Here is a 24,358-nt window from a genome sequence, read left to right on the forward strand (position 1 = left end):
GGTTAATTAGGGAGTGAGAAACATGACTACCAGCCTTCGCCGTGTCCTCTTCGCTGCCGCGGCCATGGCGCCGCTGATGAGCGGCTACGCCTATGCCGACGGCCTCATCTCGATCATCGTCACCGACCCGGCCAACCCCTACTGGTTCACCGAGGGCGAGGTCGCCAAGGCGACGGCCGAGAAGCTCGGCTACACGGCCAACGTGTCGGCCCACAAGGGTGACACCAATGCCGAGAGCACGCTGATCGACACCGCCATCACCAACAAGTCGGTGGCGATCATCCTCGATCCGGCCAACGCCGATGGTTCGGTCGGCGCCGTCAAGAAGGCGGTCGCCGCCAACATCCCGGTGTTCCTCGTCAACGCCGAGATCAACCAGGAAGGCCTCGCCAAGGCGCAGCTCGTCTCCAACAACGCGCAGGGCGCGGCTGCCGGCGCCACCCAGTGGGTCGAGATGGTCGGCGAGAAGGGCAACTACGTCGAGCTGTTCGGCAACCCGGCCGACAACAACGCCGCCACCCGCTCGAACGGCTTCGAGACCGTGCTCACCCAGTATCCGGACCTGGTCAAGGTCGGCCGCGAAGTGGCCAACTGGGACCGCTCGCAGGGCTACAAGAAGATGCAGTCACTGCTGCAGGCCCATCCGGACATCATCGGCGTGATCTCCGGCAATGACGAGATGGCGCTCGGCGCCGTGGCCGCCCTCAAGGAAGCCGGCAAGCTCGACCAGGTCAAGGTCGGCGGCTTCGACGGCTCGCCCGACGCGGTTGCCGCCGTCAAGGCCGGCGAATTGCAGTACACCGTGCTGCAGCCGGTTGCCGTGTTCTCGCAGAAGGCCGTCGAGCAGGCCGACAGCTTCATCAAGACCGGCGCCACCGGCGCCTCCACCGAGAAGCAGCTCTACGACTGCGTGCTGATCACCAAGGACAACGTCGACAAGATGACGTCGCCCTTCGTGCTGTCCGAGTAAGTATCAGGACGGTCGGCGCCCGGCCAGGCCGGGGTGGCGACCGGCGTCGGATCGATGGGGCGCTCGGGGCGCAAGGCTCCGGTTGCTTCGCTGGACGGATCGAGACGGCGCCGGTTGCCGCCGCCGCGTGAGCGGCGCGCCGACGAGCTTGAGCCCGCATCGTCTTGACGATGCGGGCTTTTCATATTGCGGCCCCACGGCACGAGCGTTCCAAACGGCAAACCGCTCCGCCCGGCTGAAACATCCGCATCAGCGATCGCACGAAGTATGTTAGGATTATATCAACAAATATGATGTCAATCTCATGCCTGAGGGAGTTTCCCATCGGGCAGCGTTTTGGTTCCTCGCCGCTCCCGTGCAGTGGATATCCCGGATTTTCGGCCCGGCCGGGCCTGGCTACGCCGTCCGGCACGGCGCTCCGGCGTGTGCCGGAGCCAGTTCGCGACTGTTCGTCTTGTTGTCGCTGCTTCGACGCCCGGCATTCCCCGATCAAATGTAACAGGACGGTCGACAGGGGCGCCGCCATCGGGAGACGGGCCGAGCGGCGGGCGGGGGAGCGGCACAAAGGCTCGGAGGGGGAGAGACATGCGGATATTCAATGCCTCGTTGATGGTCAAGACCAACCTGCTGGTTGGCATGCTGGGCGTGCTGGCCCTGCTCAGCAGCGGCTACTCGTCGGTGACGCTGCTGTCGGTCGACCAGCGCTATTCGGGCCTGCTCGGCGGCTCGGTGGCCGCCGCCGACTATGTCGGTCGCGCCAACCGGGCGCTGTCCGACATCGTGACCTCGATGTACCAGAACGCCGCCGCCACCAGCCCGGACCAGATCCAGCAGGCGGCGATGCTGCGCACCACCAGCCGCTCGAACTTCAACAAGTATATCGACGCCGCCGCCGCCGCCCTGCCGGCCAAGGCTGCCGAATTGAAGGCCATCCGCAGCGGCCTCGACCAGGCGTTCCTCGACACCTGCGGCGGTGTTCTCGAACAGCTCACCTCGGCCGATCAGGCGCGGATTGCCGCGGCGGTCGGCAGCCTGATGCAGTCCTGCACGCCGCTGATCGAGAAGACGCAGGCGACGGCCGTCCGCTTCAACGACGTGCTGCTGAAGGAAGTCCGCGCCGAATCGGTCGCCAACAACGCCTATTCCTGGCGCTCGATCGCCTTTTCGGCTGGCGGCACGCTGCTCGCCGTGCTGGCGGTGATGATGCTCGGCATCTGGTTCATGAGCCGCACGGTGTCGCGGCCGCTGCGCAAGCTGCTCGGCCGCATGTCGGAGCTGGAGGCCGGCAATTACGATCTCGCCGTCGCCGGCGGCAGCCGCAAGGACGAGGTCGGCGCCCTGGCCCGCAGCCTGGAAGCGCTGCGCCAGGCGCTGGCGGCCGGCCTTGCCGAACGGACGGCGCAGGAAGCCGTCGACGCCCGCCAGCAGGCGGTGGTCGCCGAGCGGGCGCGGCTGGCCGAGCGCTTCGTCGAGCGGACGCAGGAGATGGTGTCCGGCTTCGGCGCGTCATCGGTCGAGCTGGACGTTTCGGCCAACAACCTTACCGACACCGCGAGCGGCACCGCCCAGCAGGGCGAGGCCGTGCAGTCGGCGGCCAGCCATGCCGCCCGCAACGTCCACGCCATCGCCGCCAGCGCCGAGGAGCTGTCGGCGTCGATCCGGGAGATCGCCGGGCTGGTCGAGCGCTCGTCGATGACCGCCAGCGAAGCGGCGAGCGAGGCGCGCGGCAGCGCCGAGAGCGTGCGGGCGCTGTCGGTCGCCGTGCACGAGATCGGCGACGTGGTCAACATGATCAACGAGATCGCCTCCCAGACCAACCTCCTGGCGCTCAACGCCGCCATCGAGGCGGCGCGGGCCGGCGACGCCGGGCGGGGCTTCGCCATCGTCGCCGCCGAGGTCAAGGGACTGGCCAACCAGACGACCGGCGCCACCGAGGTCATCCGCGGCAAGATCGGCGAGGTCACCTCGGCCACCGACCGGGCCGTGCAGGCCATGGACAGCATCGTCGGCACGCTGTCGAACATCGAGCTGTCGTCGCAGTCGATCGCCTCGGCGGTCGAGCAGCAGGGCGCGGCCACCGCCGAGATCGCCGAGAACACCCAGCGCGCCGCCTCGGCGGCGTCTGAGGTGACGGTGATCATCGAGAAGGTCAGCGCCTCCTCGCAACTGACCGACGAGGCGGCGCGGCACGTGCTGACCGTGTCGGGACAGCTCAAGCAGCACTCGCAGCGCCTCGAAGACGAGGTGAGCCTGTTCGTCGAGGGGCTGAAGGTGGCGTGAAGCCGGCGATATGGCCGGAGAATGGTTGAAGCCTTCGTCCGTCAGGCTGCCCGGCCTTTCGGACGAAGGCTTCGGCTCGTCGCGCCTGCGGCCGCGTCGCTTCGAGAACAGCCGGAGCGGGACGGCCGGGCCGGAAAGAGCCCGCAAGGAGTTCCCGGCCCACACTCAGGAAGGGGGAACGGCCGGGTCCTGTCGAGCTGGCTTCCGGGAGGACGGAAAAAGCTTTCCGGCCCGGCTTGCCGGGGCGGCCAGATAGTGAGGCAGGTGGCCGGCCCCGGTTGTGCTGGCCAGTCCCGGCGGTGAACCGCCGGGACCGGCGATCAGTCGAAGACGATCTGCGTCTTGATGATGTCGGCCGGCGCCTTTGCCGCGAACTCGAATGCCTCGACGGCCTGGTCGAAGGAATAGGTCTTCGAGATCAGCGGCTTGACGTCGATCTTGCCGGACGCCAGCAGGTTGATCGCCCGGTCGTAGATGTTGGCGTAGCGGAAGACGTGCTCGACGCGCAGCTCCTTGGCCTGGGCGGCCACCACGTCGTAGGCGACCGGCTTGGCCGGCATGCCGACCAGCACGGCGCAGCCGCCGGGGCAGGCATAGTCGAACAGCGTGTCGTAGGCCTTCATGCTGCCGCTCGCCTCGAACACCACGTCGGCGCCCCAGCCGCCGGTGGCGGCCTTGACGCGCTCGACGGGATTCTCCTTGGCGAGGTTGATCGGCGTGAGGCTCGGGTATTTGGCGGCCACGTCGAGCTTTTCCTGTTGCAGGTCGACGACGAACACGTCCGAGCAGCCGGCGGCCACCGCCGACAACGCCGTCATGATGCCGATGGTGCCCGAGCCGATGACCACGGCGGCGGCGCCGGGCGCGATGCGCGCCTTGGTCGCCGCCTGCATGCCGACCGCCAGCGGCTCGACCATGGCGCCTTCGGCGAGGCTGACGTTGTCGGGCAGCTTGAAGGTCAGGTTGGCCGGATGCACCACCTCGGGCGCCAGGCAGCCGTGGACCGGCGGCGTCGCCCAGAAGCGCACGGCCGGGTCGAGATTGTAGAGGCCGCCGCGCGAGGCGCGCGAGGTCCAGTCGGGAATGCCCGGCTCCATGCACACCTTGTCGCCCACCGACAGCGTCTTGACGTTGGCGCCGACGGCCAGCACGACGCCGGACCCTTCGTGGCCGAGCACCATCGGCGCCTTGACCACGAACGGCCCGATGTTGCCGTGTTCGTAGAAGTGGACGTCGCTGCCGCAGATGCCGACGTTCTTCATGGCGATCAGCACGTCGTCCGGGCCGGGCTTGGTCGGCATGTCGACGTCCCGCAGGCGAATGTCGCCGATCTTTTCGAGAACCAGAGCTTTCATGGCTTTTTCCTCCCTAGCCGTTGTCTCTCCGCAGGGCTGAGGATCGGTCCCGCGCGATTGACCGAGCCGTCGGCGCCGATCCCGGCAGAGCGGTTGATTGTGATACCGGCGCCGCGCTCAATTGATAAATATATAACACCTTATTGAGGGGATCGGCAAGCCGATGTCGCGGAAGATCGCAACAAGGAACATCGCGCTGCGTCCGACTGGAAGGCCGGTGCCGCTTGCTGAAAGAAATGAATTAAATCATCGATATAGGATGAAACAGGCAGCGCGGCGTTGGGTCGCCGCCACCCCATTCTTCTCCGTTCCGTTCGAAATTGGCTCCCTGAAGGCTGTGACAAAGGCGCAAGTTCTCGGGCCAGAACAACAAAAATGGATACGAACAAAACACTTATATGAAAAATTCAATTGACAGCCGACAGGCCCGGTGCCCCTAATGTCACAAACCCGACCGGCGCCTTGTCGAGGCGAACTGGTCCAGAACCGTTAAGGGGAGGAATCGGCATGGCCAGGCCGAAGAAATTGCTCAACAATCCGGTAGACGTCGTGTCCGAGCTGATCGACGGGCTGGTGGCGGCGAGCGGCGGCGATCTGCAACGCCTCGGTGATCGCAACGCCGTCGTCCGCGACCGGATCGCCGACGACAAGGTGGCGCTGCTGATCGGCGGCGGCAGCGGCCACGAGCCGATGTTTCCCGGCTTCGTCGGCTCCAACCTCGCCGACGGCGCGCCCTGCGGCGAGGTGTTCGCCGCGCCGACGCCGGACCTCATCCTCGATACGCTCCACGCCGTGCATCGCGGCCGCGGCGTGCTGATGGTCTACGGCAACTATGCCGGCGACAACATGAACTTCGACATCGCCGCCGAGCTGGCCGAGGAGGCGGGCATCGTCACGCGCACCGTGCGCGTCTGGGACGACGTGGCGGCGGCGCCGCTCGACCGCATCACCGACCGCCGCGGCATCGCCGGCGATTTCTTCGTGATCAAGGTGGCCGGCGGCGCCGCCGCCGAGCTGACGGACCTCGACGAGGTCTGCCGCGTCGCCGTCAAGGCGCGAGACAACACCCGCTCGATGGGCGTGGCGCTCGCCGCCGGCTCGATCCCGGAAACCGGCGAGCGCACCTTCGAGCTGCCGGAGGACGAGCTGGAGATCGGCATGGGCGCCCACGGCGAGCCCGGCATCGCCCGCCGCAAGATGACCGACGCCGACGCCATCGCCGGCGAGATGGTCGACCGCATCCTCGTCGACCTGCCGTTCCAGTCTGGCGACGAGGTGGCGCTGCTGATCAACAACCTCGGAGCCACCACCCAGATGGAGCTGCTGGTGGTCACCCGCCGGGTGCACCAGCTCCTCAAGGAGCGGGGCATCGCCGTCCATCGCACCGATGTCGGCTCCTTCCTGACCTGCCAGGAGATGGCCGGCCTGTCGATCACGCTGATGCGGCTCGACGACGAGCTGAAGCGCTATCTCGACATGCCCGCCCGTTCGTTCGCCTATTCGAGGAGCTGACCCATGCGCGATACCCTCACCCCCGCCGAGGCGCGCGACATGCTCGCCGCCGTCGCCCGGCACATCGTCGCCAGCGTCGACATGCTGACCGAGATCGATCAGGCGATCGGCGACGGCGACCACGGCATCGGCATGCGCCGCGGCTTCGCCGCCGTCGAGGAGGCGATGGCCGGCAGCGATCTCCAGTCGGTCGCCAAGGTGTTCAAGGACGCCGGCACGGCGATCATGGCCAAGACCGGCGGTGCCGCCGGCGCGGTGTTCGGCACGCTGTTCCGGGCCGGCAGCGCCGCATTCGACGGTCGCGACGGGATGGATGCCGCCGGTTTTGCCGGCTTCCTTGCCCAGGGTCTCGACGCCGTGGAGAAGCGCGGCGGCGCCAAGCCCGGCCAGAAGACGATGATCGACGCGCTGGCGCCGGCCGCCGTTGCCGCCGCCGATGCCGCCGGCGGCAGTCTCGGCGAGGCCGTCCGGAGCGCCGCTGCGGCGGCACGGCAGGGCGTCGAGGCGACCAAGGGCATGATCGCCACCACCGGCAAGGCGAGGACGCTGGGCGAACGCTCGCTCGGCCATGTCGATCCGGGCGCGGTCTCCTTCACGCTGATCCTGGAATCGATGCGCGACTACATCGCCGCCTGAGGCGGCGGCGAGGACGGGAACTCCGGAGGCGGACGTGGGCACATTCTGGATCGGCACCGGCTGGAAGATGAACAAGACGGTGGCCGAGACGCGCCGCTACATCGCCGCGCTGAAGGGCCTGTGGCCCGAGGGCGCCGGTGGCTGCACCGTCTTCGTCATTCCGCCCTTCACGGCGCTGGCCGCCGCCCGCGAGGCGATCGGCACGATGCCGCTTCTTCTCGGGGCGCAGAACATGCACTGGGCCGAGGCGGGCGCCTTCACCGGCGAGATCTCGGCGACCATGCTGGAGGAGTTCGGCATCGATATGGTCGAACTGGGCCACTCCGAACGCCGGCAGATGTTCGGCGAGACCGACGCGGCATTGAACATGAAGGTCAAGGCGGCGCTGCGGCACGGCCTGCGGCCGCTTTTGTGCGTCGGCGACAGCGCCGAGGAGCGGCGCGCCGGCGCCTCGGGCGAGGCGGTGGTGCGGCAGGTGCGGCTCGCCTTCGCTGGCCTCGACGCCGGCGAGCTTGGCCGCTGCCTCGTCGCTTACGAGCCCATCTGGGCGATCGGCGAGGGCGGCGTCGCCGCCACGCCGGAGGAGGTGCGGGCGGTTCACGCCGACCTGCACGTCGCTCTCAAGGAGATGGGCGGACCGGCCGTGCCGGTGCTCTACGGCGGCAGCGTCAGTGCCGGCAACGCCGCCGACCTCGCCGCCGAGCCCATGGTCGACGGCCTGTTCGTCGGCCGGGCCGCCTGGACGCCCGAGGGTCTCGCCGGCCTGATCGCCGCCGTCGCCGCGGCGCGCGCCTGAGCGGCCTTCCGTCAGGCTTCGACCACCGTCAGCTTGACGCCGCCCTTCAGCAGGGCGTCGGCCAGGGCCGGCCCGAGATTGCTGTCGGTGATCACCTCGTCGAACTCGGTGAGCGCGGCGAGCTTGATCAGCGACGCCTTGCCGAACTTGGAGCTGTCGATCAACAGCACCTTGCGGTCGGCGGCAGCGTCAGCGCCGCCAACGCCGCCGACCTCGCCGCCGAGCCCATGGTCGACGGCCTGATCGCCGCCGCCGCGGCGGTCCGGATCTGATCAAGCTTCGACCACCGTCAGCTTGACGCCGCCCTTCAGCAGGGCGTCGGCCAGGGCCGGCCCGAGATTGCTGTCGGTGATCACCTCGTCGAACTCGGTGAGCGAGGCGAGCTTGATCAGCGACGCCTTGCCGAACTTGGAGCTGTCGATCAGCAGCACCTTGCGGTCGGCGGCGGCCATCAGCGCCCGCTTGGTCTTCACCACCTCTTCCTGCTGGTGATAGGCGGTGAGGCCGAACACCGTCGAGGTCGACATGAACAGCACGTCGGCCCGGAGCGAGTCGGCCGCCTGTTCGCAGAAATAGCCGAAGAAGGCATTGAAGCGCGGATCGTAGTGGCCGCCGAGGCAGATGGTCTCGATGCCCTCGGCGGTCTTCAGCGCGTCGATCACCGACAGGCTGCTGGTGATCACCGTCAGCGGCCGGCAATGGGCGATCTGGGCGGCGAGATGGCCGACCGTCGTCGAATCGTCGAGCAGGATGGCCTGGCCGGGCTCGATCAGCCGGGCGGCGGCGCGCGCCAGCGCGTCCTTTTCCGCGTCGGCAAGGCGCGAGCGGTAGAGGATGGTGCTGTCGGCGAGGTTGGAGGAGTGCACCGTGACGCCGCCGTGGACGCGGCGGACGATGCCCCGCTCTTCGAGCAGCTTCAGATCGCGGTGGACGGTCATCCGGCTGACGCCGAAATGGCCGGCCAGCTCGTCGACCTGCGCCGAGCCGACCGGCAGCAGATAGTTGAGAAGCGCCGCGCGCCGGCCGGTCGGGCCGGCGGCGGCTGTCGTTCTGGGACTGTCGTCATCATGCTGCACGGCTTCGGTTCCGTCCTGTTGATCGGCATCCGCCGGATCGGCCGGGGCCGGTCCGGCGGCCTGGCCGGGTCAGGCCTTGCCGAGAAGCGCCTTGGCCTTGCCGACGATCGCCTCGCGGGTGATGCCGAACTCGGCGTAGAGCCGCTCGGCCGGCGCCGAGGCGCCGAAGCCGTCGAGGCCGACGACGTCGTCCTCGCTGTCGACATAGCGCGTCCAGCCGAACTTGCCGGCCGCCTCGATGGCGAGGCGCGGCGCCGTTCCCAGCACGGCGCGGCGGTATTCCCTCGGCTGCGCCTCGAACAGCTCCCACGACGGCATCGACACCACGGCGGCGGCGATGCCGCCGGCATGGAGCGCTTCCGCCGCTTCGACGGCCAGCGCCACCTCGGTGCCGGTGGCGAGCAGCGTCACGTCCCGCCCCTCGCCGAACGACCGGATGACGTAGGCGCCGCGCGCCGCCTTGTTGTCGGCCGCGTCCGCGTCCGTGCCGAGGCGCAACTGCGGCACCGCCTGCCGCGACAGGGCGAGCAGCGACGGCCGCTTGCGGCTGCGGACGGCGATGTCCCAGCATTCCAGCGTCTCGACGGCGTCGGCCGGCCGGAACACCAGGAGGTTGGGAATGGCCCGCAGCGAGGCGAGATGCTCGACCGGCTGGTGCGTCGGTCCGTCCTCGCCGAGGCCGATCGAATCGTGGGTCATCACGTAGATGGTGCCGACCCCCATCAGCGCCGACAGGCGGATGGCGCTGCGGGCATAGTCGGAGAACACCAGGAAGGTGCCGCCGTAGGGGATCAGGCCGCCGTGCACCGACATGCCGTTCATGGCGGCGCCCATGGCGAACTCGCGCACGCCATAGCCGACGTAGCGGCCGGATTTCTCCCGGCCGAACTGGCTGTCGACGGCCTTGACGCGGGTGAGGTTGGAGCCGGTGAGGTCGGCCGAGCCGCCGATCATCTCCGGCACGGCGGCGGTGAGCGCTTCGAGGGCGATCTGGCTGGCCCGGCGCGTCGCCACCTTCTGCGGCTCGGCATAAAGCCGATCCCTGAGGGCAGTGACGGCGGCGGCATAGCCGGCCGGCAGGTCGCCGGAGAGCCGCCGCTCGAACTCGGCCCGCAGCGCGGCCGGCTTGCCGGCAAGGCGCTCCTCCCAGGCGGCGCGGGCGGTGGCGCCGCGGGCGCCGATGGCCCGCCAGCGCGTCAGAAGGTCGGCGGGAATCTCGAACGGCGCGGCGGTCCAGCCGAGCGCCGCCTTGGTGGCCGCCGCCTCCTTGGCGCCGAGCGGCGCACCGTGGCAGCTCTCCTGCCCGGCCTTGCCCGGCGAGCCGAAGCCGATCACCGTGCGGAGCGCGATCAGCGAGGGTTGCGACGTCTGGGCGCGGGCGGCGGCTATGGCGGCATCGACCGCCCGGGCGTCATGGCCGTCGCAGCTCTGCACGTGCCAGCGGCAGGCGGCGAACCGGCTGGGGATGTTTTCCGAGAAGCTGACCGACGTCGGCCCGTCGATGGTGATGCCGTTGTCGTCATAGAGCACGATCAGCTTGCCGAGGCCGAGATGGCCGGCCAGCGAGATCGCCTCCTGGCCGATGCCCTCCTCGAGGCAGCCGTCGCCGACGAACACGTAGGTGAAATGGTCGACGACGTCGCTGCCGAACTCGTCGGCCAGCCGCCGCTCGGCCATCGCCATGCCGACGGCGCCGGCAATGCCCTGGCCGAGTGGGCCTGAGGTCGTCTCGATGCCCTTGGCGTGCCCGTATTCCGGATGGCCGGCCGCCCGCGATCCCCACTGCCGGAACGCCTTCAGCTGGTCGATCGTCATGTCGGCGTAGCCGGTGAGGTGGAGCAGCGCATAGAGCAGCATCGAGGCGTGGCCGTTGGACAGCACGAAGCGGTCGCGGTCGGGCCAGTCCGGCCGGCTGGCGTCGAACTTCAGGTGCTTGTCGAACAGCACGGTGGCGGCATCGGCCATGCCGAGCGGCGCGCCGGGATGTCCGGACTGGGCCGCCTCGACGCCGTCGATGGCCAGCGCGCGGATGCAGTTGGCGAGGCGGAAGGTCTCGGGAGCCGCGTCGGCATGGGCGCGGATGAACTCGGAACAGGACATTTGAATCTCCGGATGGCAAGAATCACAGATTACGCCGGGAAAATCCCATATCAAGATATTAAAATAACATATTCGGGTTGAAAATCGAGATTTTGGTGTTATTTTGAGCGTGACGGAACCGATCCGATCACATCGTGCGATGAGGTCGCTGAGTGAACGCCATTGTAACAGGCGTGTCGCCCGGTCGCGGCCGGAGGGGACGGATGTCGGGGCAGCCATCATGATCAAGGAGTTGCGGGTATCATGAAGATTGCGGTTGCGGGCGACAGCGCCGGCGAGGGACTGGCGCACCTGCTGGCCGAACACCTCAAGGATCGCTATGAGGTGTTTGAAGTGTCACGAACCGAACAGGGGGCCGATCCTTTTTACGCCAACATGGCCGATCGCGTCGCGTCGGCCGTGCGGGATGGCCTCTATGATCGGGCGATCCTGATCTGCGGCACCGGCATCGGCGTCTCGATCAGCGCCAACAAGGTGCGCGGCATCCGCGCGGCGCTGACCCACGACGTCTATTCGGCGCAGCGCGCCGCGCTGTCCAACGACGCCCAGATCATCACCATGGGCGCCCGCGTCATCGGTAGCGAACTGGCCAAGACCATCGCCGACGCCTTCCTGCACTACACCGGCGGCTTCGATCCCGACGGCCCGTCCGGCGGCAACGTCAAGGCCATCGAGAGCGTCGACGCCAAATACGCCTTGCGCTGACCGCCGCGCCGGCGCGGCATGTCTCCCCCGCCGCGCGGCGTACGATCGGCATAAATATTCCATATCGCCCGGCAACGCCGATGCCGCCGCTGCTCCGGCCGACTTGCTGTCGGCTGGGCGGCGGCGACACTCCATTTTGTAAAATTGAAACTAACTATCAATTTAAAGACTGTAATGATTGGTAAAATCGATTAAGTGTTACAACAGACTTGCAAATATATGTCTTATAGTTGATCTAAAACGATATATCTGGAAACTCTGGGGGAGAAATTCCGGATATATAGCTGATCATGGATGCGGGTACTTCATAAGTACCAGGAGAGCTCCAGGCATTTCATAATCATCGCTTCGATATATCTCGACGTCGACCGGCGGGGTGATTCGATTCACTGTCATCCCATCGATCCGGACAAAGCTCGCGAACGCTTTTGTCTGGTCGATTTGTTCCGCGACGTGGGGGTAGATCGATTTAGACTGACAGAAAACAAAACGGACGAGCAGACTCATGGCTGAGAATACCGCTGCGGAGGAGGTCGATCTCGACCTCGAGGAAGCGCCGGAAGACGAGATCGTGGTGCTGGCGCGGAAATGGAAGAAGAAGCGGGGCAGCCTGATCATGGCCCTGCACGAGCTGCAGGGGCGCCTCGGCTTCGTGCCGCGCGACCAGGCGATGAAGCTCGGCCGCGAGATGGGCGTGCCGCTGGCCACCATCTACGAGGTGCTGACCTTCTACAATTATTTCAAGCTGGAAAGCCCCGGCAAGTACATCGTCTCGGTGTGCACCGGCACGGCCTGCCACATCAAGGGTTCGCCCAAGCTGCTGCAGGGACTGGAAGGCGAGCTTGGCATCAAGGCCGGCGAGAGCACGGCGGACGGCGAGTATCATCTGCAGGGTGTGCGCTGCCTCGGCTGCTGCGGCCTGGCGCCGCTCGCCTCGGTCAACGGCAAGGTCTACGGCAAGCAGGACGTCGACGACGCCCACGGCCTGCTCGGCCAGGTCGCCGTCGACCAGCCGACCGTCAGTGCCGCCGCCGAGCCGGTCGACGCCGAATAGGCCGTCGCCATTCTAACCTGCCCGGAGCGGCGGCCGCCCGGTCCGAACCGGCGCGTCGCCCCGGCTCCTCTTTTTCGCATCCGCGCGCTTGTGCCGCCGGCGACCCGCCGGGCTGGCGCGCCAGACATCAGTGGGACAGTCATGAAGCCGGAAGAGCTTGAAGTGAAAGCGGCTGCCGAACTGGCCAAGCAGCAGGCCATGGACGTGCGCCTCGTCTGCTGTTCGAGCACGGGCTGCCAGTCGTCGGGGGCATCGGAGGTCATCGGCCGCCTGAAGGCCGACCTCAAGGCCAGGGAACTGGACGGCAGGGTGCAGGTGGCCGGCACCGGCTGCATGGGCCTCTGCTCCAAGGGGCCGCTGGTGCGCATGACCGCCAGGGGACACGAGGACGTGCTGTTCAGCGAGATGACCGCCGAACTGGCCGGCCGGCTGATCGACGAGGTGGTGGCGCCGATGGTCGGCGACGACAAGATCGAGAACCCGACCGGTCCGCTCGCCGCCCACGTCGTCCATCTCGACGAGCCGTTCTTCGCCATGCAGGAGCGCGTCGTCCTCGCCAACAACGGCCATGCCGATCCCGAGAAGCTGGCCGACTATCTCGTCCACGGCGGCTACCAGGGCCTGCGCCGGGCGCTGACCATGAGCGCCGAGGAGATCTGCCAGGAGATGCTGGCCTCCGGCCTGCGCGGCCGCGGCGGCGCCGGCTATCCCACCGGCCTCAAGTGGGACTTCGCCCGCCGCATGCAGTCCGACGTCAAATACGTCATCTGCAACGGCGACGAGGGCGATCCCGGCGCCTTCATGGACCGCTCGGTGCTGGAGGGCGACCCGCACGCGGTGATCGAGGGCATGATGATCGCCGCCCGGGCGATGAACGCCACCAACGGCGTCTTCTACATCCGCGCCGAGTATCCGCTGGCCGTCGAGCGCATCGAGAAGGCCATCCGCCAGGCGCGCCAGGCCGGCCTCGTCGGCCGCAACATCCTCAACTCCGGCTGGAGCTTCGATTTCGACGTCCGCCTCGGCGCCGGCGCCTTCGTCTGCGGCGAGGAGACGGCGCTGATCGCCTCGGTGGAAGGCCGGCGCGGCACGCCGCGGCCGCGGCCGCCCTTCCCGTCGGTCAAGGGCCTCTGGGACAAGCCGAGCTGCGTCAATAACGTCGAGACGCTGGCCAACGTGCCGCGCATCCTGAAGAACGGCGCCGCCTGGTTCGCCGCCAAGGGCACCGAGAAGTCCAAGGGCACCAAGGTCTTCGCGCTGACCGGCAAGATCGCCCACAACGGCCTCGTCGAGGTGCCGATGGGCATCACCATCCGCGACATCGTCGAGACCATCGGCGGCGGCACCGGCACCGAGCGCAAGGTCAAGGCGGTGCAGACCGGCGGCCCCTCCGGCGGCATGATCCCGGAGAGCCAGTTCGACACGCCGATCTCCTACGAGCATCTGCAACAGCTCGGCTCGATGATGGGCTCGGGCGGCCTGATCGTCATCGACGATGGCGACAGCGTCGTGGAATTGTCGCGCTTCTACCTCGACTTCTGCGTCGACGAATCCTGCGGCAAATGCGCGCCCTGCCGCATCGGCGGCACGCAGATGCTGCATCTCCTCGACAAGATCGTCGCCGGCGACGGCACGCTCGAGGACATCAAGACCATCCGCATGATCGCCCAGGCTATGCAGAAGGGCTCGCTCTGCGCGCTCGGACAGACGGCGCCCAACCCGGTGCTGTCGGCCCTGAAGCACTTCGAGTCCGAGTTCACCGAGCGTCTCAGGACGCCCGAAACCGCTCAGGCCTGATTTTCCGAGATCGAGAAGTGACCGAAATGACTGACATGATACATGCGACGATCAACGGCGTGGCGGTCGAGGTAGCGCCGGGCGCCACGATCCTCGAAGCGGCGCGCCAGGTGCACGTCAAGATCCCGACGCTCTGCAAGCACCCCGACCTCGAAGCGACGGCGGCCTGCGGCATCTGCATCGTCAAGGTGAAAAACACCGGCAAGATGCTGCGCTCCTGCTGCACGCCGATCGAGGCGGGCATGGACATCCTGACCGAGACGCCGGAGATCGTCGAGGTCAGGCGCGGCGTGCTCGAACTGACGCTGTCGCGCCATCCCAACGAATGCCTGACCTGCCTGCGCAACCAGAACTGCGAATTGCAGTCGCTGGCCGCCGACTTCGGCATGACCGGCTTCGCGCTGCCCAACGTGGTGCCCGACCTGCCGCTCGACTGCTCGACCCAGAGCATCGTGCTCGATCCGCGCAAGTGCATACTGTGCGGCCGCTGCATCACCGTCTGCCAGCAGCATCAGAATGTCTGGGCGCTGAGCTTCCTCAACCGCGGCTTCAAGACCCGCATCGCCGCCGCCGGCGACATTCCGCTCGCCGATTCGCCCTGCGTGCGCTGCGGTCAGTGCTCGGCTCACTGCCCGACCGGCGCCATCGTCGAGTATGACGAGACGGTGCCGACCTGGAAGAAGTTGCAGGACCCGGAGGTCCACTGCGTGGTGCAGATCGCCCCGGCGGTGCGCGTCGCCATCGGCGAGGCCTTCGGCTTCCCGCTCGGCTCCAACCTGACCGGCAAGGTCTACGCCGCGCTGCGCCGCATGGGCTTCAAGGCGGTGTTCGACACCAACTTCGGCGCCGACCTGACCATCATCGAGGAAGCCAACGAGTTCAAGCACCGGCTGCTGGAAGGCACCGGCGCGCTGCCGCTGATCACCAGTTGCTGCCCGGGCTGGGTGGACTTCATGGAGAAGTTCCACGGCGACATGATCGACCACTTCTCAAGCTGCAAGTCGCCGCACGAGATGGTCGGCGTGCTGTCCAAGACCTACTACGCCGAGAAGATGGGCATCGACCCGGCCAAGATTTTCGTGGTGTCGGTGATGCCCTGCACGGCCAAGAAGTCGGAGATCATCCGCTCCAAGGAGATGAGTTCGTCGGGCTACCAGGACGTCGACGTGTCGCTGACCACCCGCGAGTTCGCGCGGATGATCAAGCAGTCGGGCATCGACTTCGTGTCGATCCCCGAGGAGCAGCCCGACCACATGCTGGGCGCCTACACCGGCGCCGGCACCATCTTCGGCGCCACCGGCGGCGTGATGGAGGCGGCGCTCCGCACGGCGCATTTCTACGTCACCGGCGAGGACGCGCCGCGCGTCGATTTCGAGATGACGCGCGGTCTCAAGGGCGTGAAGGAGGGCAAGCTCACCGTCGCCGGCAAGGAGATCCGCGTCGCCGTCGCCCACGGGCTCGCCAACGTCGAAGAGGTGATCGAAAAGGTGCGCGCCGCCAAGGAAGCCGGCGAGGAACCGCCCTATCACTTCATCGAGGTGATGGCCTGCGCCGGCGGCTGCGTCGGCGGCGGCGGCCAGCCCTACGGCGCCACCAACGAACTTCGGACCAAGCGGGCCGCCGGCCTTTACCAGGAGGACCAGTCCGGTCTCTGGCGCTGTTCGCACCACAACCCCTACATCAAGGAACTCTACGCCGGCTATCTCGGCGAGATCGGCGGCCACAAGGCGCACGAACTCCTGCACACCAGCTACCAGGTGCTGCCGGAATACAAGCGCTAAATCCGCCCGGACGGTCCACGATCGCCCCACGCCTCGACGCTCGATAAGGCGCCGAGGCGTGGGGTACGAGTTTGTGGTGGGCGACTGTCGGCGTTGTAATCGCGCTTAGCCGGGACCGAATTTCGATTTGTGCCCTTGCGGAGGGCGATGAGAAAAAGGTCGAAAGCAAAGTCGACATCTACACGTTTCGATCTGCGCCCTCGCGTAGAGAGCGACTCATTGCCGGGTGGGCCGGCAGTGTCATTGGCTGCATTTCAATCCGCGCCCTCGTGTGGAGGGCGACACTTCCGGCTCGCCGCTCGGCTGGCCGGCATCGTCGTTTCGATCCGCACTCTCGTAGGCGATGAGCTCGGCCATCGCCCTCTCGATGGGCGTGCCGCCCCGCTGTCGAATCAGGAAAGCCCCGGCCAGCGAATGTTCGACGGCTGGACCGCCCTCTAGGCGGAGGTCGAAACCTTCGGTGCATTTGCCGATGTCGTGGAACCGCCCGGCAAACCGGCCGGCGTTCTCCATGCCGAATTTAGCGGCCCAGGCGGCGGCGAGGCGTCCGACCGCGTCGAGATGATCCGGCAAAGTCTGCCAGTCGCGGCGACTGGTGTCGCCGATGGAATGCGCGAAGTGCATCCTTGAGTCCCCCCACAACCATTGGGACTCTCGAGCACCAGGCCGTCAACCGTTACCAACGGTGTCGGCGCGCCCTGTGCACCGTTTCCCGCTGGATGCTCGTCAGGGTGGCACGGGACCCTGGGGGACGGCGCATCCCATGTCGGCCGGTCCCGATGGCGGGGTAGGGCCATCGTTCCATCTTTCCGCCGGCGTTCCGCCGTTTGCCATGCGAATTCGACGGCGCCCGCCTCGTCGATCGCTATCGAAACGATAAAAATCGCGCTGCCTGCCGGCGTCCTCGGGCGTCTCCCAAGGCCGGGGCGGAGCATCCGGGCGCGCCGATCGTCGTGGAGCACGTCAAGGAGCACTAAATACGCGCCGTGTCGCTGATCGGCTATGCCGACTACGTCCGCGGCCACGGCGCGATCCAGAGGCGATGCTCCGCGAGGTCGGCCTGCCGGTCGACGACTTCGACCATGCCCGGCGGATCATCTCCTGCCAGAAGTTCACGCGGCTGCTCGACAACACGGCCGTCGCCCTCGGCATCCCCGACTTCACCATCGACTTCTTCCGGCAGGCGCCGCCGCACCTGCCCAACTGCGGTCCGCTGACGCTGATCGGCCTTCTGGTCGGCAGCATCGGCGAATGGGCGGATTTCGGCGCCAGATACTGGAACGCCCACTGCAATGCCTTCACCGTGCGTCTGTTCGACGTGGCCGGCCGGCCGGACCTCCTCGCCGTGCGCTTCGTCTGCGCCGCCGGCTACCAGCGCACCACGCAGATGGTCGAGGGCGTGTTAGCCAGCGTCGTCGGCGCCACGCGCCACATTTCCCGCCGGCCCGACCTCGACCCGGCGCGCCTCCGCTTCCGCCATCCCCGGCCGGCCGACACCGCCTCGCACGCCGCCGTCTTCCGCTGCGAGCTGGAGTTCGGCGCCGACCGCGACGAGATATGGATCGACCGCAGCCTGCTCTCCGTCGAGACCGGCGGCTCGCTGCGGCTGCTGCGGCCGATCTTCGAGAAATTCCTCCGCGCCGAGATCGCCCGCCTGCCGGTCTACGACCAGACCATGCGCGGGACGACGCGCGCCGCGCTCGAAAGTACGCTCGGCAGCGGCCGCTGCACCATTGACTTCATCGCCAACTCGCTCGGCATGAGCGGCAAGAAGCTGCAACGCCTGCTCTCGGCCGACGGAACGTCCTTCTCGGCCGTGCTCGCCGAGGTGCGCCGCGACCGGGCGATGCGGATGCTGCGCGAGACCGACATCATGGTCGCCGACGTCGCCCGGCTGCTCGACTACGCGGTGGTCGGCGCCTTCACCAACGCCTTCACCCGGTGGACCGGCGTCTCGCCGACGCTCTACCGCCGGCAGAGCCAGGACGCGCCCGCCGGCTGACGCCGGCACGGGGCGCCCGGAGGCGCCGAAACACGCCGTTGCGGCTGGGTTTGCAGCTTTGCCGCATTTGAAGTATCAGAGCGACGTGGCACCGGCAATTCCGCCCGGCGGCAGCCACCGGCAAGGAAAGGAGGCGACATGGAGAACGGCACCCGGATCGTCGTCGTCACCGCCTGCCCGACCGGCATCGCCCTCACCTACATGGCCGCCAACCGGCTGGCCGCCGCTGCCCAGCGGCTTGGCTACCTCGTCAAGGTGGAGACGCAGGGCGCGCTCGGCAGCGAGGATATCCTGACGCGTAAGGACATCGGCCGCGCCAATGCCGCCATCATCGCCGCCGACGTCGACATCGACGGCCTGGACCGCTTCCAGAGCGTGCCGGTGCTGACGGTCGGCACGGCGCGGGCCATCGCCGATCCCGACGCGGTGCTGGCCGAGGCCCTGGCTCTCGCCCGGCCCTGACGGCCGCCGGCCTACCTCGTGTAAACCTTAGTAATGATTGTTGACTTGTCGCCAGTTGTTCGGCGTGACACGGTTGCTTGCCTTGAAAGGCGCGGCTACCGAGACGGTTTCGTCTGGCGAGCCGGCCCCGAAACAACAGATGGTTAGTTCGTCAATGTGCGGAATTATTGGAATTGTCGGTCGCGACAACGTCGCTGAATTGCTGCTCGAAGGTCTGAAGCGTCTCGAATACCGCGGCTACGACAGCGCCGGCATCGCCACGCTGGTCGGCGGCGCCATCGAGCGGCGGCGGGCCGAGGGCAAGCTCGTCAACCTGGAGAAGCGCCTCGCCGAGGCGCCGCTCGCCGGCGCCATCGGCATCGGCCACACCCGCTGGGCGACGCACGGCGGCCCCACCGAGGGCAACGCCCATCCGCATGCGACGAGCCGCGTGGCGGTGGTGCACAACGGCATCATCGAGAACTATCAGGCGCTGACCGCCGAGCTGTCGGCCAAGGGACACGTCTTCGTCACCGAGACCGACACCGAGGTGGTCGCCCATCTGATCACCGACTATCTCGACGCCGGCAAGCCGCCGGTCGAGGCCTGCCGCCTGGCCTTCCGCCGCCTCGAAGGCGCCTTCGCGCTGGCCATCCTGTTTTCCGGCGAGGACAACCTGATGGTCGGCACGCGGCGCGGCACGCCGCTCGCCGTCGGCTACGGCGACGGCGCCATGTATCTCGCCTCCGACGCCTTCGCCATGGCGCCGCTCACCAACCGCCTTGCCTATCTCGAGGACGGCGACTGGGTGGTGCTGAGCAAGACGTCGGCCGACATCCGCGACGCCGACGACGCGCCGGTGACGCGCAAGATCCACGTGTCCAACGTGTCGGCGGCGCTGATCGGCAAGGCCGGCCACCGTCATTTCATGCTGAAGGAGATCTTCGAGCAGCCGCAGGTGATCGGCGACACCATCAACGCCTTCGTCTCCGCCTCCACCGGCACCATCGCGCTGCCCGAGCTGCCCTTCGATCCGGCGAAGGTGCCTCGGCTTACCATCGTCGCCTGCGGTACCGCCTATTACGTCGCCATGGTCGCCAAATACTGGTTCGAGCAGGTGGCGCGGCTGCCGGTCGACGTCGACATCGGCTCGGAGTTCCGCTACCGCGACACGCCGTTCGCCGACGGCGGCGCGGCGATCTTCGTGTCGCAGTCGGGCGAGACGCTCGACACGCTGGAGGCGCTGCGCCACGCCAAGCGCGCCGGACAGCACATTCTCTCCATCGTCAACGTGCCCGAGAGCACCATCGCCCGCGAGAGCGACCGCGTGCTCTATACCCTGGCCGGCCCGGAGATCGGCGTCGCCTCCACCAAGGCCTTCACGACGCAGCTCACCGTCATGGCCTGCCTGGTGCTGGCCTTCGCCCGCGCCCGCGGCACCATCTCGCACGAGCGCGAGGCCGAGCTGGCGCTGGCGCTGCGCGAGGTGCCGGCGCGCGCCGCCGAGGTGCTGCGCCACGACGACGCCATCCAGGCGCTCTCCGGCGCCATCGCCGAAAGCCGCGACGCGCTCTACCTCGGCCGCGGCACCGCCTATCCGATCGCCCTCGAGGGCGCGCTGAAGCTGAAGGAGATCAGCTATATCCATGCCGAGGGCTACGCCGCCGGCGAGATGAAGCACGGCCCGATCTCGCTGATCGACGACGGCGTGCCGGTGATCGCGCTCGCCCCGTCGGACGGCCTGTTCGAGAAGGTGCTGTCCAACATCCAGGAGGTGGCGGCCCGCTCCGGCCGGGTGCTGTTGATCTCCGACGCCGAGGGCGTCGCCCGCCTCGCCGGCAAGGTACGCTGGACCATCGAACTGCCGAAGGTCGATCCCTTCGTGGCGCCGATCCTCTACTCGCTGCCGGTGCAGCTCCTCGCCTACCACACGGCGGTGGCCAAGGGCACCGACGTCGACCAGCCCCGCAACCTTGCCAAGAGCGTTACCGTCGAGTAAACGCCTGGGTATCAGAATCGGGATCGAACAGGGTGGCGCGTCGGCTTTCCGGAGCCGGCGCGTCACCTTTTCCTATTGGCAAAAGGTATAATGAGGGGAGCCGGAGTGCCTGTCATGTCGACTTAAGTATGATCACTTGGGAGAGGCAATCATACAATTTTCAAGTCGACAATATCAGGCCAAACCATGGGAATTTCTATGGTTTTCGCGAGAGGACGCTTGGGGCGCCGTACCAATGCACCAAGATGGGATACATTTTTACAGTCGTGTTTATATCTTTCCACTTTCGCTCACAGTGACGTCATGTTTTTATCACAATCGAACGAGGACCCGTAAGAACAACTATTGAAGTGAGCTGGAGTCCGAGCGTCGAACGACGTTCGGGGCGGTGTTTTCGTATCTCCCGGACGAGGAAATACCCGGCCGGGATGGAGGGGCGGAGAGGCCTGCGAAATAAACGACCTGATCGGCTCGTCCCCGGAGCCGGTATTGCTTCGACGCAACTCGTTTGCGGCGACGGTGTCGCTTACTTTCCGGTCTGTCGGGCTTCTTCTTCGGCGTGACAGGACTTCGTGGAGGAGTTTCCAGAACATGGCATATACCGGAACCGCAGGGGGCGACTCGTCGTCGTCCAACCTCAAGGTGCGCGTCCAGCAAGTGGGCCGCTTCCTGAGCAGCATGGTGATGCCCAACATCGGCGCCTTCGTCGCCTGGGGTATCATCACCACTCTCTTCATTCCGACCGGCTGGCTGCCCAACGAGTATTTCGCCAAGCTCGTCGGCCCGATGATCACTTATCTTCTGCCGCTTCTGCTCGGTTATACCGGCGGCCGGCTGGTCTATGGCGAGCGCGGCGCCGTCGTCGGTGCCATCGTCACCGCCGGCGCGATCATCGGCACCGATATCCCGATGTTCCTCGGCGCCATGATCGTCGGCCCGATCGGCGGCTGGGCGATCAAGCAGTTCGACCGCACGGTCGACGGCAAGATCCGCCCCGGCTTCGAGATGTTGGTCAACAACTTCTCGGCCGGTATCCTCGGCGGCGCCATGGCCATGGTCGCCTTCGCGGTGGTCGGCCCGATCGTCGAGCATCTGGCTGCGGCCCTCGGCACGGGCGTCAACGCGCTGATCAGCACCGGTCTCATCCCGCTCGCCTCGATCCTGGTCGAGCCGGCCAAGGTGCTGTTCCTGAACAACGCCATCAACCACGGCGTCTTCACCCCGCTCGGTATCCAGCAGGCCGCCGAACACGGCAAGTCGCTGGTCTTCCTGATCGAAGCCAACCCCGGTCCGGGTCTCGGCCTCCTGCTCGCCTACATGGTGTTCGGCCGTGGCAACGCCAAGGAATCGGCTCCGGCTGCCGCCATCATCCACTTCTTCGGCGGCATCCATGAGATCTACTTCCCCTACGTGCTGATGAAGCCGCGCCTGATCATCGCCATGATCCTCGGTGGTGCCACCGGCGTGGCCGCCAACATGCTGCTCGGCGGTGGCCTGCGCGCTCCGTCGTCGCCCGGCTCGATCTTCGCCGTGCTCGGCATGACCCCGTCGGACGGTTTCGTCGGCGTCATCTCCTCGGTCGTCCTGTCCTGCGCCGTGACCTTCCTGGTCGCCTCGGTGCTGCTCAAGACCGACCGTTCGGATACCGAAGAGGACATCGACGCCGCCACCGCCCGCATCAAGGCGATGAAGGCCGAATCGAAGGGCTTCGCCCCGGCCCCGGCCGCCGCGCCGGTTGCCATCTCCGGCGCCGTCCGCTCGGTCATCGTCGCCTGCGACGCCGGCATGGGCTCGTCCGCCATGGGCGCCTCCATGCTGCGCAAGAAGCTGGATCAGGCCGGCCTCGGCGCCATCAAGTCGTCCAACGTGGCGATCAACGCGCTGCCGGCCGACGTCGACCTGGTGATCACCCACAAGGACCTGACCGAGCGCGCCCGCCGGGCCGCTCCGCAGGCGACGCACGTCTCCATCACCAATTTCCTCGACGGCGCGGCCTATGACCGCATCGTGGCGGAGATCAAGGCGAAGGCGGGCTCCGCCGCGGCTCCGGCCGCCGGCAAGCCCGAGGGTGGCGCATCTTTTAATCTCGGTGAGGAACATATCTTCCTCGGCCTCACCGCGACCACCAAAGAGGAAGCCGTTCGCTTCGCCGGCTCCAAGCTCCTGGAGATGGGCGCGATCACCCCGAGCTACATCGACGCCATGCTCAAGCGTGAGACCATCGTGTCGACCTATCTCGGCCAGTCGCTGGCCATGCCGCACGGCACCAACGAAGCGAAGAACGAGGTCCTGAAGACCGGCATCGTCGTCTGCCAGTATCCCGACGGCGTGTTCTTCGGTCCGGACCCCGAGAATGTGGCTCGTCTCGTCGTCGGCCTTGCGGCCAAGGGCAACGAGCACATGGACGTGATGTCGGCCCTCGCCCGGGTCCTCGAGAATCCCAAGGTGGTCGCCCACCTCTCGACGACCAAGAACCCGGCCGACGTGCTGCGCATCCTCGATCTCGGCTGACCTCGGCTTTTCCACGAAACGGGGCCGCCCACGGGCGGCCCTCCTTCCGACTGGCGCTGATCCAAGACAAGTTCCGGAGACGACAATGCGAGCCATTCACTTTGGCGCGGGCAATATCGGCCGCGGTTTCATCGGCAAGATCCTCGCCGACGCCGGATGGTCGGTCACCTTCGCCGACGTCAACGAAACGCTGGTCGGCCTGATCGCCAGGGACGGCCGCTATCCCGTGGACATCGTCGGCGCCGACAGCCGCCGCGAGGAAGTGACCGGCGTCACCGCCGTCTCCTCGATCGGCGACGACATCGTCGCCCTGATCGCCTCGGCCGACCTCGTCACCACCGCCGTCGGACCGGCCGTGCTGCCGAAGATCGCCCCGACGCTGGCCCGCGGCCTTGAGGCGCGCGTTGCCGCCGGCACCCACGGGCCGCTCAACGTCATCGCCTGCGAGAACACCATTCGCGGCACCACGCAGCTGAAGGAGGCGGTGTTCGGCCACCTGCCGGCCGCCGTCGCCGCCGTGGTCGAGCTGGAAGTCGGCTTTGCCGACAGCGCCGTCGATCGCATCGTGCCGCCGGCGCCGCCCGTCGAGGGCGAGCCGCTTGCCGTCACCGTCGAGGAATTCTCCGAGTGGGTGGTCGACCGCACCCAGCTCAGGGGGTGGACGCACGACATTCCCGGCATGGAGCTGACCGACAACCTGATGGCCTTCATCGAGCGCAAGCTGTTCACGCTCAACACCGGCCACGCCATCACCGCCTATCTCGGTTTCCTCAAGGGCCTGCCGACCATCCGCGACGCCATCGAGGACGAGGCCATCCGCGCCACCGTCAAGGCGGCGATGGAGGAGAGCGGCGCCGTGCTGATCCGCCGCTACGGCTTCGATCCGGTGACGCACGCCGCCTATATCGACAAGATCCTCGGCCGCTTCGCCAATCCGTTCATCCGCGACGATGTGGCGCGCGTCGGCCGCGAGCCCCTGCGCAAGCTCGGCAAGGGCGACCGGCTGATCCGGCCGCTGCTGGGTACGCTCGAATACGGCCTGCCGCATGCCAACCTCGTCAGGGGCATCGCCGCCGCGCTGCACTATCGCAACGACACCGACCCGCAGGCGGTGGAAATGCAGGCGGCGATCGCCGAGTTCGGCGTCGCGGCGGCCGTCGACCGCTTTTCCGGCAACGCACTTCCCGCCGGGGTGCTTGCCGAAATCGCCGCCGCAGCCCAGATTTAGGTCCCACGAGGCGCGACGGGCCGCCGGCCGGCGGCCGTTCTTCTCGCAGAGCCGGGCGCCGCCGGAAATCGGCGGCGGGGAGGCGCTGCCTCGGCAGCAGGTATCGGGAGACACG

At 67.4% G+C, this 24,358-nt stretch carries 20 protein-coding genes; 15 read left to right on the forward strand and 5 right to left on the reverse strand.

Features of this window, described 5'->3' with window-relative positions; all coding sequences use genetic code 11:
* Positions 1-22: 22 nt before the first annotated feature.
* Entirely contained in the window at positions 23-970 is a 948-nt protein-coding gene (locus H512_RS0101095) for a D-ribose ABC transporter substrate-binding protein (RefSeq protein ID WP_026781955.1), read from the forward strand.
* Between the two features lie 585 nt (positions 971-1,555).
* Positions 1,556-3,250, forward strand: coding sequence for a methyl-accepting chemotaxis protein (locus H512_RS22055; protein ID WP_053239448.1), 1,695 nt, complete (start codon positions 1,556-1,558; stop codon positions 3,248-3,250).
* A 320-nt stretch (positions 3,251-3,570) separates the two neighbouring features.
* Here the strand turns inward: H512_RS22055 and H512_RS0101110 are convergent, their stop codons facing one another.
* Positions 3,571-4,605 (reverse strand): NAD(P)-dependent alcohol dehydrogenase, encoded by a 1,035-nt coding sequence (locus tag H512_RS0101110; protein ID WP_026781956.1) that lies wholly within the window; start codon positions 4,603-4,605, stop codon positions 3,571-3,573.
* A 163-nt stretch (positions 4,606-4,768) separates the two neighbouring features.
* Between H512_RS0101110 and H512_RS26815 the strand changes: the two genes are divergently transcribed.
* The 4 genes from H512_RS26815 (at position 4,769) to H512_RS0101125 (ending at position 7,549) form a co-directional block, all read left to right on the forward strand.
* The gene (locus tag H512_RS26815) at positions 4,769-5,020 is read left to right on the forward strand and encodes a hypothetical protein (protein ID WP_156899278.1); all 252 of its coding nucleotides are present in this window, start codon (positions 4,769-4,771) and stop codon (positions 5,018-5,020) included.
* A 92-nt stretch (positions 5,021-5,112) separates the two neighbouring features.
* On the forward strand, positions 5,113-6,117 hold the full coding sequence (locus H512_RS0101115) for a dihydroxyacetone kinase subunit DhaK (RefSeq protein WP_026781957.1): 1,005 nt from the start codon (positions 5,113-5,115) through the stop codon (positions 6,115-6,117).
* A gap of 3 nt (positions 6,118-6,120) precedes the next feature.
* On the forward strand, positions 6,121-6,753 hold the full coding sequence (dhaL, locus tag H512_RS0101120; protein WP_026781958.1) for a dihydroxyacetone kinase subunit DhaL: 633 nt from the start codon (positions 6,121-6,123) through the stop codon (positions 6,751-6,753).
* A 34-nt stretch (positions 6,754-6,787) separates the two neighbouring features.
* Positions 6,788-7,549 (forward strand): triose-phosphate isomerase, encoded by a 762-nt coding sequence (locus tag H512_RS0101125; RefSeq protein ID WP_026781959.1) that lies wholly within the window; start codon positions 6,788-6,790, stop codon positions 7,547-7,549.
* 11 nt (positions 7,550-7,560) lie between these two features.
* On the opposite strand, the gene H512_RS26820 is transcribed toward H512_RS0101125, so the two are convergent.
* The 3 genes from H512_RS26820 to tkt form a co-directional block, all read right to left on the reverse strand.
* Entirely contained in the window at positions 7,561-7,713 is a 153-nt protein-coding gene (locus tag H512_RS26820) for a hypothetical protein (protein WP_156899280.1), read from the reverse strand.
* A gap of 108 nt (positions 7,714-7,821) precedes the next feature.
* Positions 7,822-8,625, reverse strand: coding sequence for a DeoR/GlpR family DNA-binding transcription regulator (locus tag H512_RS22060; RefSeq protein WP_053239449.1), 804 nt, complete (start codon positions 8,623-8,625; stop codon positions 7,822-7,824).
* A 69-nt stretch (positions 8,626-8,694) separates the two neighbouring features.
* Positions 8,695-10,725 (reverse strand): transketolase, encoded by a 2,031-nt coding sequence (tkt, locus tag H512_RS0101140; protein ID WP_036789406.1) that lies wholly within the window; start codon positions 10,723-10,725, stop codon positions 8,695-8,697.
* 243 nt (positions 10,726-10,968) lie between these two features.
* Between tkt and H512_RS0101145 the strand changes: the two genes are divergently transcribed.
* From H512_RS0101145 to H512_RS0101160, 4 genes are all read left to right on the forward strand, one after another.
* Positions 10,969-11,430: an RpiB/LacA/LacB family sugar-phosphate isomerase gene (locus H512_RS0101145; protein WP_026781961.1), complete on the forward strand. Its 462-nt coding sequence runs from the start codon at positions 10,969-10,971 to the stop codon at positions 11,428-11,430.
* Between the two features lie 505 nt (positions 11,431-11,935).
* A complete protein-coding gene (locus H512_RS22065; protein ID WP_053239450.1) occupies positions 11,936-12,484 on the forward strand; it encodes an NADH-quinone oxidoreductase subunit NuoE family protein in 549 nt (182 codons plus the stop codon).
* A 162-nt stretch (positions 12,485-12,646) separates the two neighbouring features.
* Positions 12,647-14,281 (forward strand): (2Fe-2S) ferredoxin domain-containing protein, encoded by a 1,635-nt coding sequence (locus tag H512_RS0101155; protein WP_245585326.1) that lies wholly within the window; start codon positions 12,647-12,649, stop codon positions 14,279-14,281.
* Between the two features lie 26 nt (positions 14,282-14,307).
* Entirely contained in the window at positions 14,308-16,062 is a 1,755-nt protein-coding gene (locus H512_RS0101160; RefSeq protein ID WP_210162642.1) for an NADH-dependent [FeFe] hydrogenase, group A6, read from the forward strand.
* 240 nt (positions 16,063-16,302) lie between these two features.
* Here the strand turns inward: H512_RS0101160 and H512_RS22070 are convergent, their stop codons facing one another.
* The gene (locus H512_RS22070; RefSeq protein ID WP_053239451.1) at positions 16,303-16,686 is read right to left on the reverse strand and encodes a CRISPR-associated endonuclease Cas3''; all 384 of its coding nucleotides are present in this window, start codon (positions 16,684-16,686) and stop codon (positions 16,303-16,305) included.
* 418 nt (positions 16,687-17,104) lie between these two features.
* On the opposite strand from H512_RS22070, the gene H512_RS0101170 reads away from it, so the two are divergent.
* The 5 genes from H512_RS0101170 to H512_RS0101190 all read left to right on the forward strand — a co-directional run bounded on the left by H512_RS0101170 (position 17,105) and on the right by H512_RS0101190 (position 24,243).
* Positions 17,105-18,064 (forward strand): helix-turn-helix transcriptional regulator, encoded by a 960-nt coding sequence (locus H512_RS0101170; RefSeq protein WP_026781964.1) that lies wholly within the window; start codon positions 17,105-17,107, stop codon positions 18,062-18,064.
* A 138-nt stretch (positions 18,065-18,202) separates the two neighbouring features.
* Positions 18,203-18,526 (forward strand): PTS fructose transporter subunit IIB, encoded by a 324-nt coding sequence (locus tag H512_RS0101175; protein WP_026781965.1) that lies wholly within the window; start codon positions 18,203-18,205, stop codon positions 18,524-18,526.
* A 154-nt stretch (positions 18,527-18,680) separates the two neighbouring features.
* Complete coding sequence (gene glmS / locus H512_RS0101180; protein ID WP_026781966.1) at positions 18,681-20,504, forward strand: glutamine--fructose-6-phosphate transaminase (isomerizing); 1,824 nt, start codon at positions 18,681-18,683, stop codon at positions 20,502-20,504.
* 591 nt (positions 20,505-21,095) lie between these two features.
* Positions 21,096-23,015: a PTS mannitol transporter subunit IICBA gene (locus H512_RS0101185; RefSeq protein WP_053239452.1), complete on the forward strand. Its 1,920-nt coding sequence runs from the start codon at positions 21,096-21,098 to the stop codon at positions 23,013-23,015.
* Positions 23,016-23,100: 85 nt separating this feature from the next.
* Positions 23,101-24,243 (forward strand): mannitol-1-phosphate 5-dehydrogenase, encoded by a 1,143-nt coding sequence (locus tag H512_RS0101190; RefSeq protein WP_026781968.1) that lies wholly within the window; start codon positions 23,101-23,103, stop codon positions 24,241-24,243.
* The last annotated feature ends 115 nt before the right edge of the window (positions 24,244-24,358 follow it).

It is taken from the genome of Pleomorphomonas koreensis DSM 23070 (assembly GCF_000425185.1).
Taxonomy (GTDB): Bacteria; Pseudomonadota; Alphaproteobacteria; order Rhizobiales; family Pleomorphomonadaceae; genus Pleomorphomonas; species Pleomorphomonas koreensis.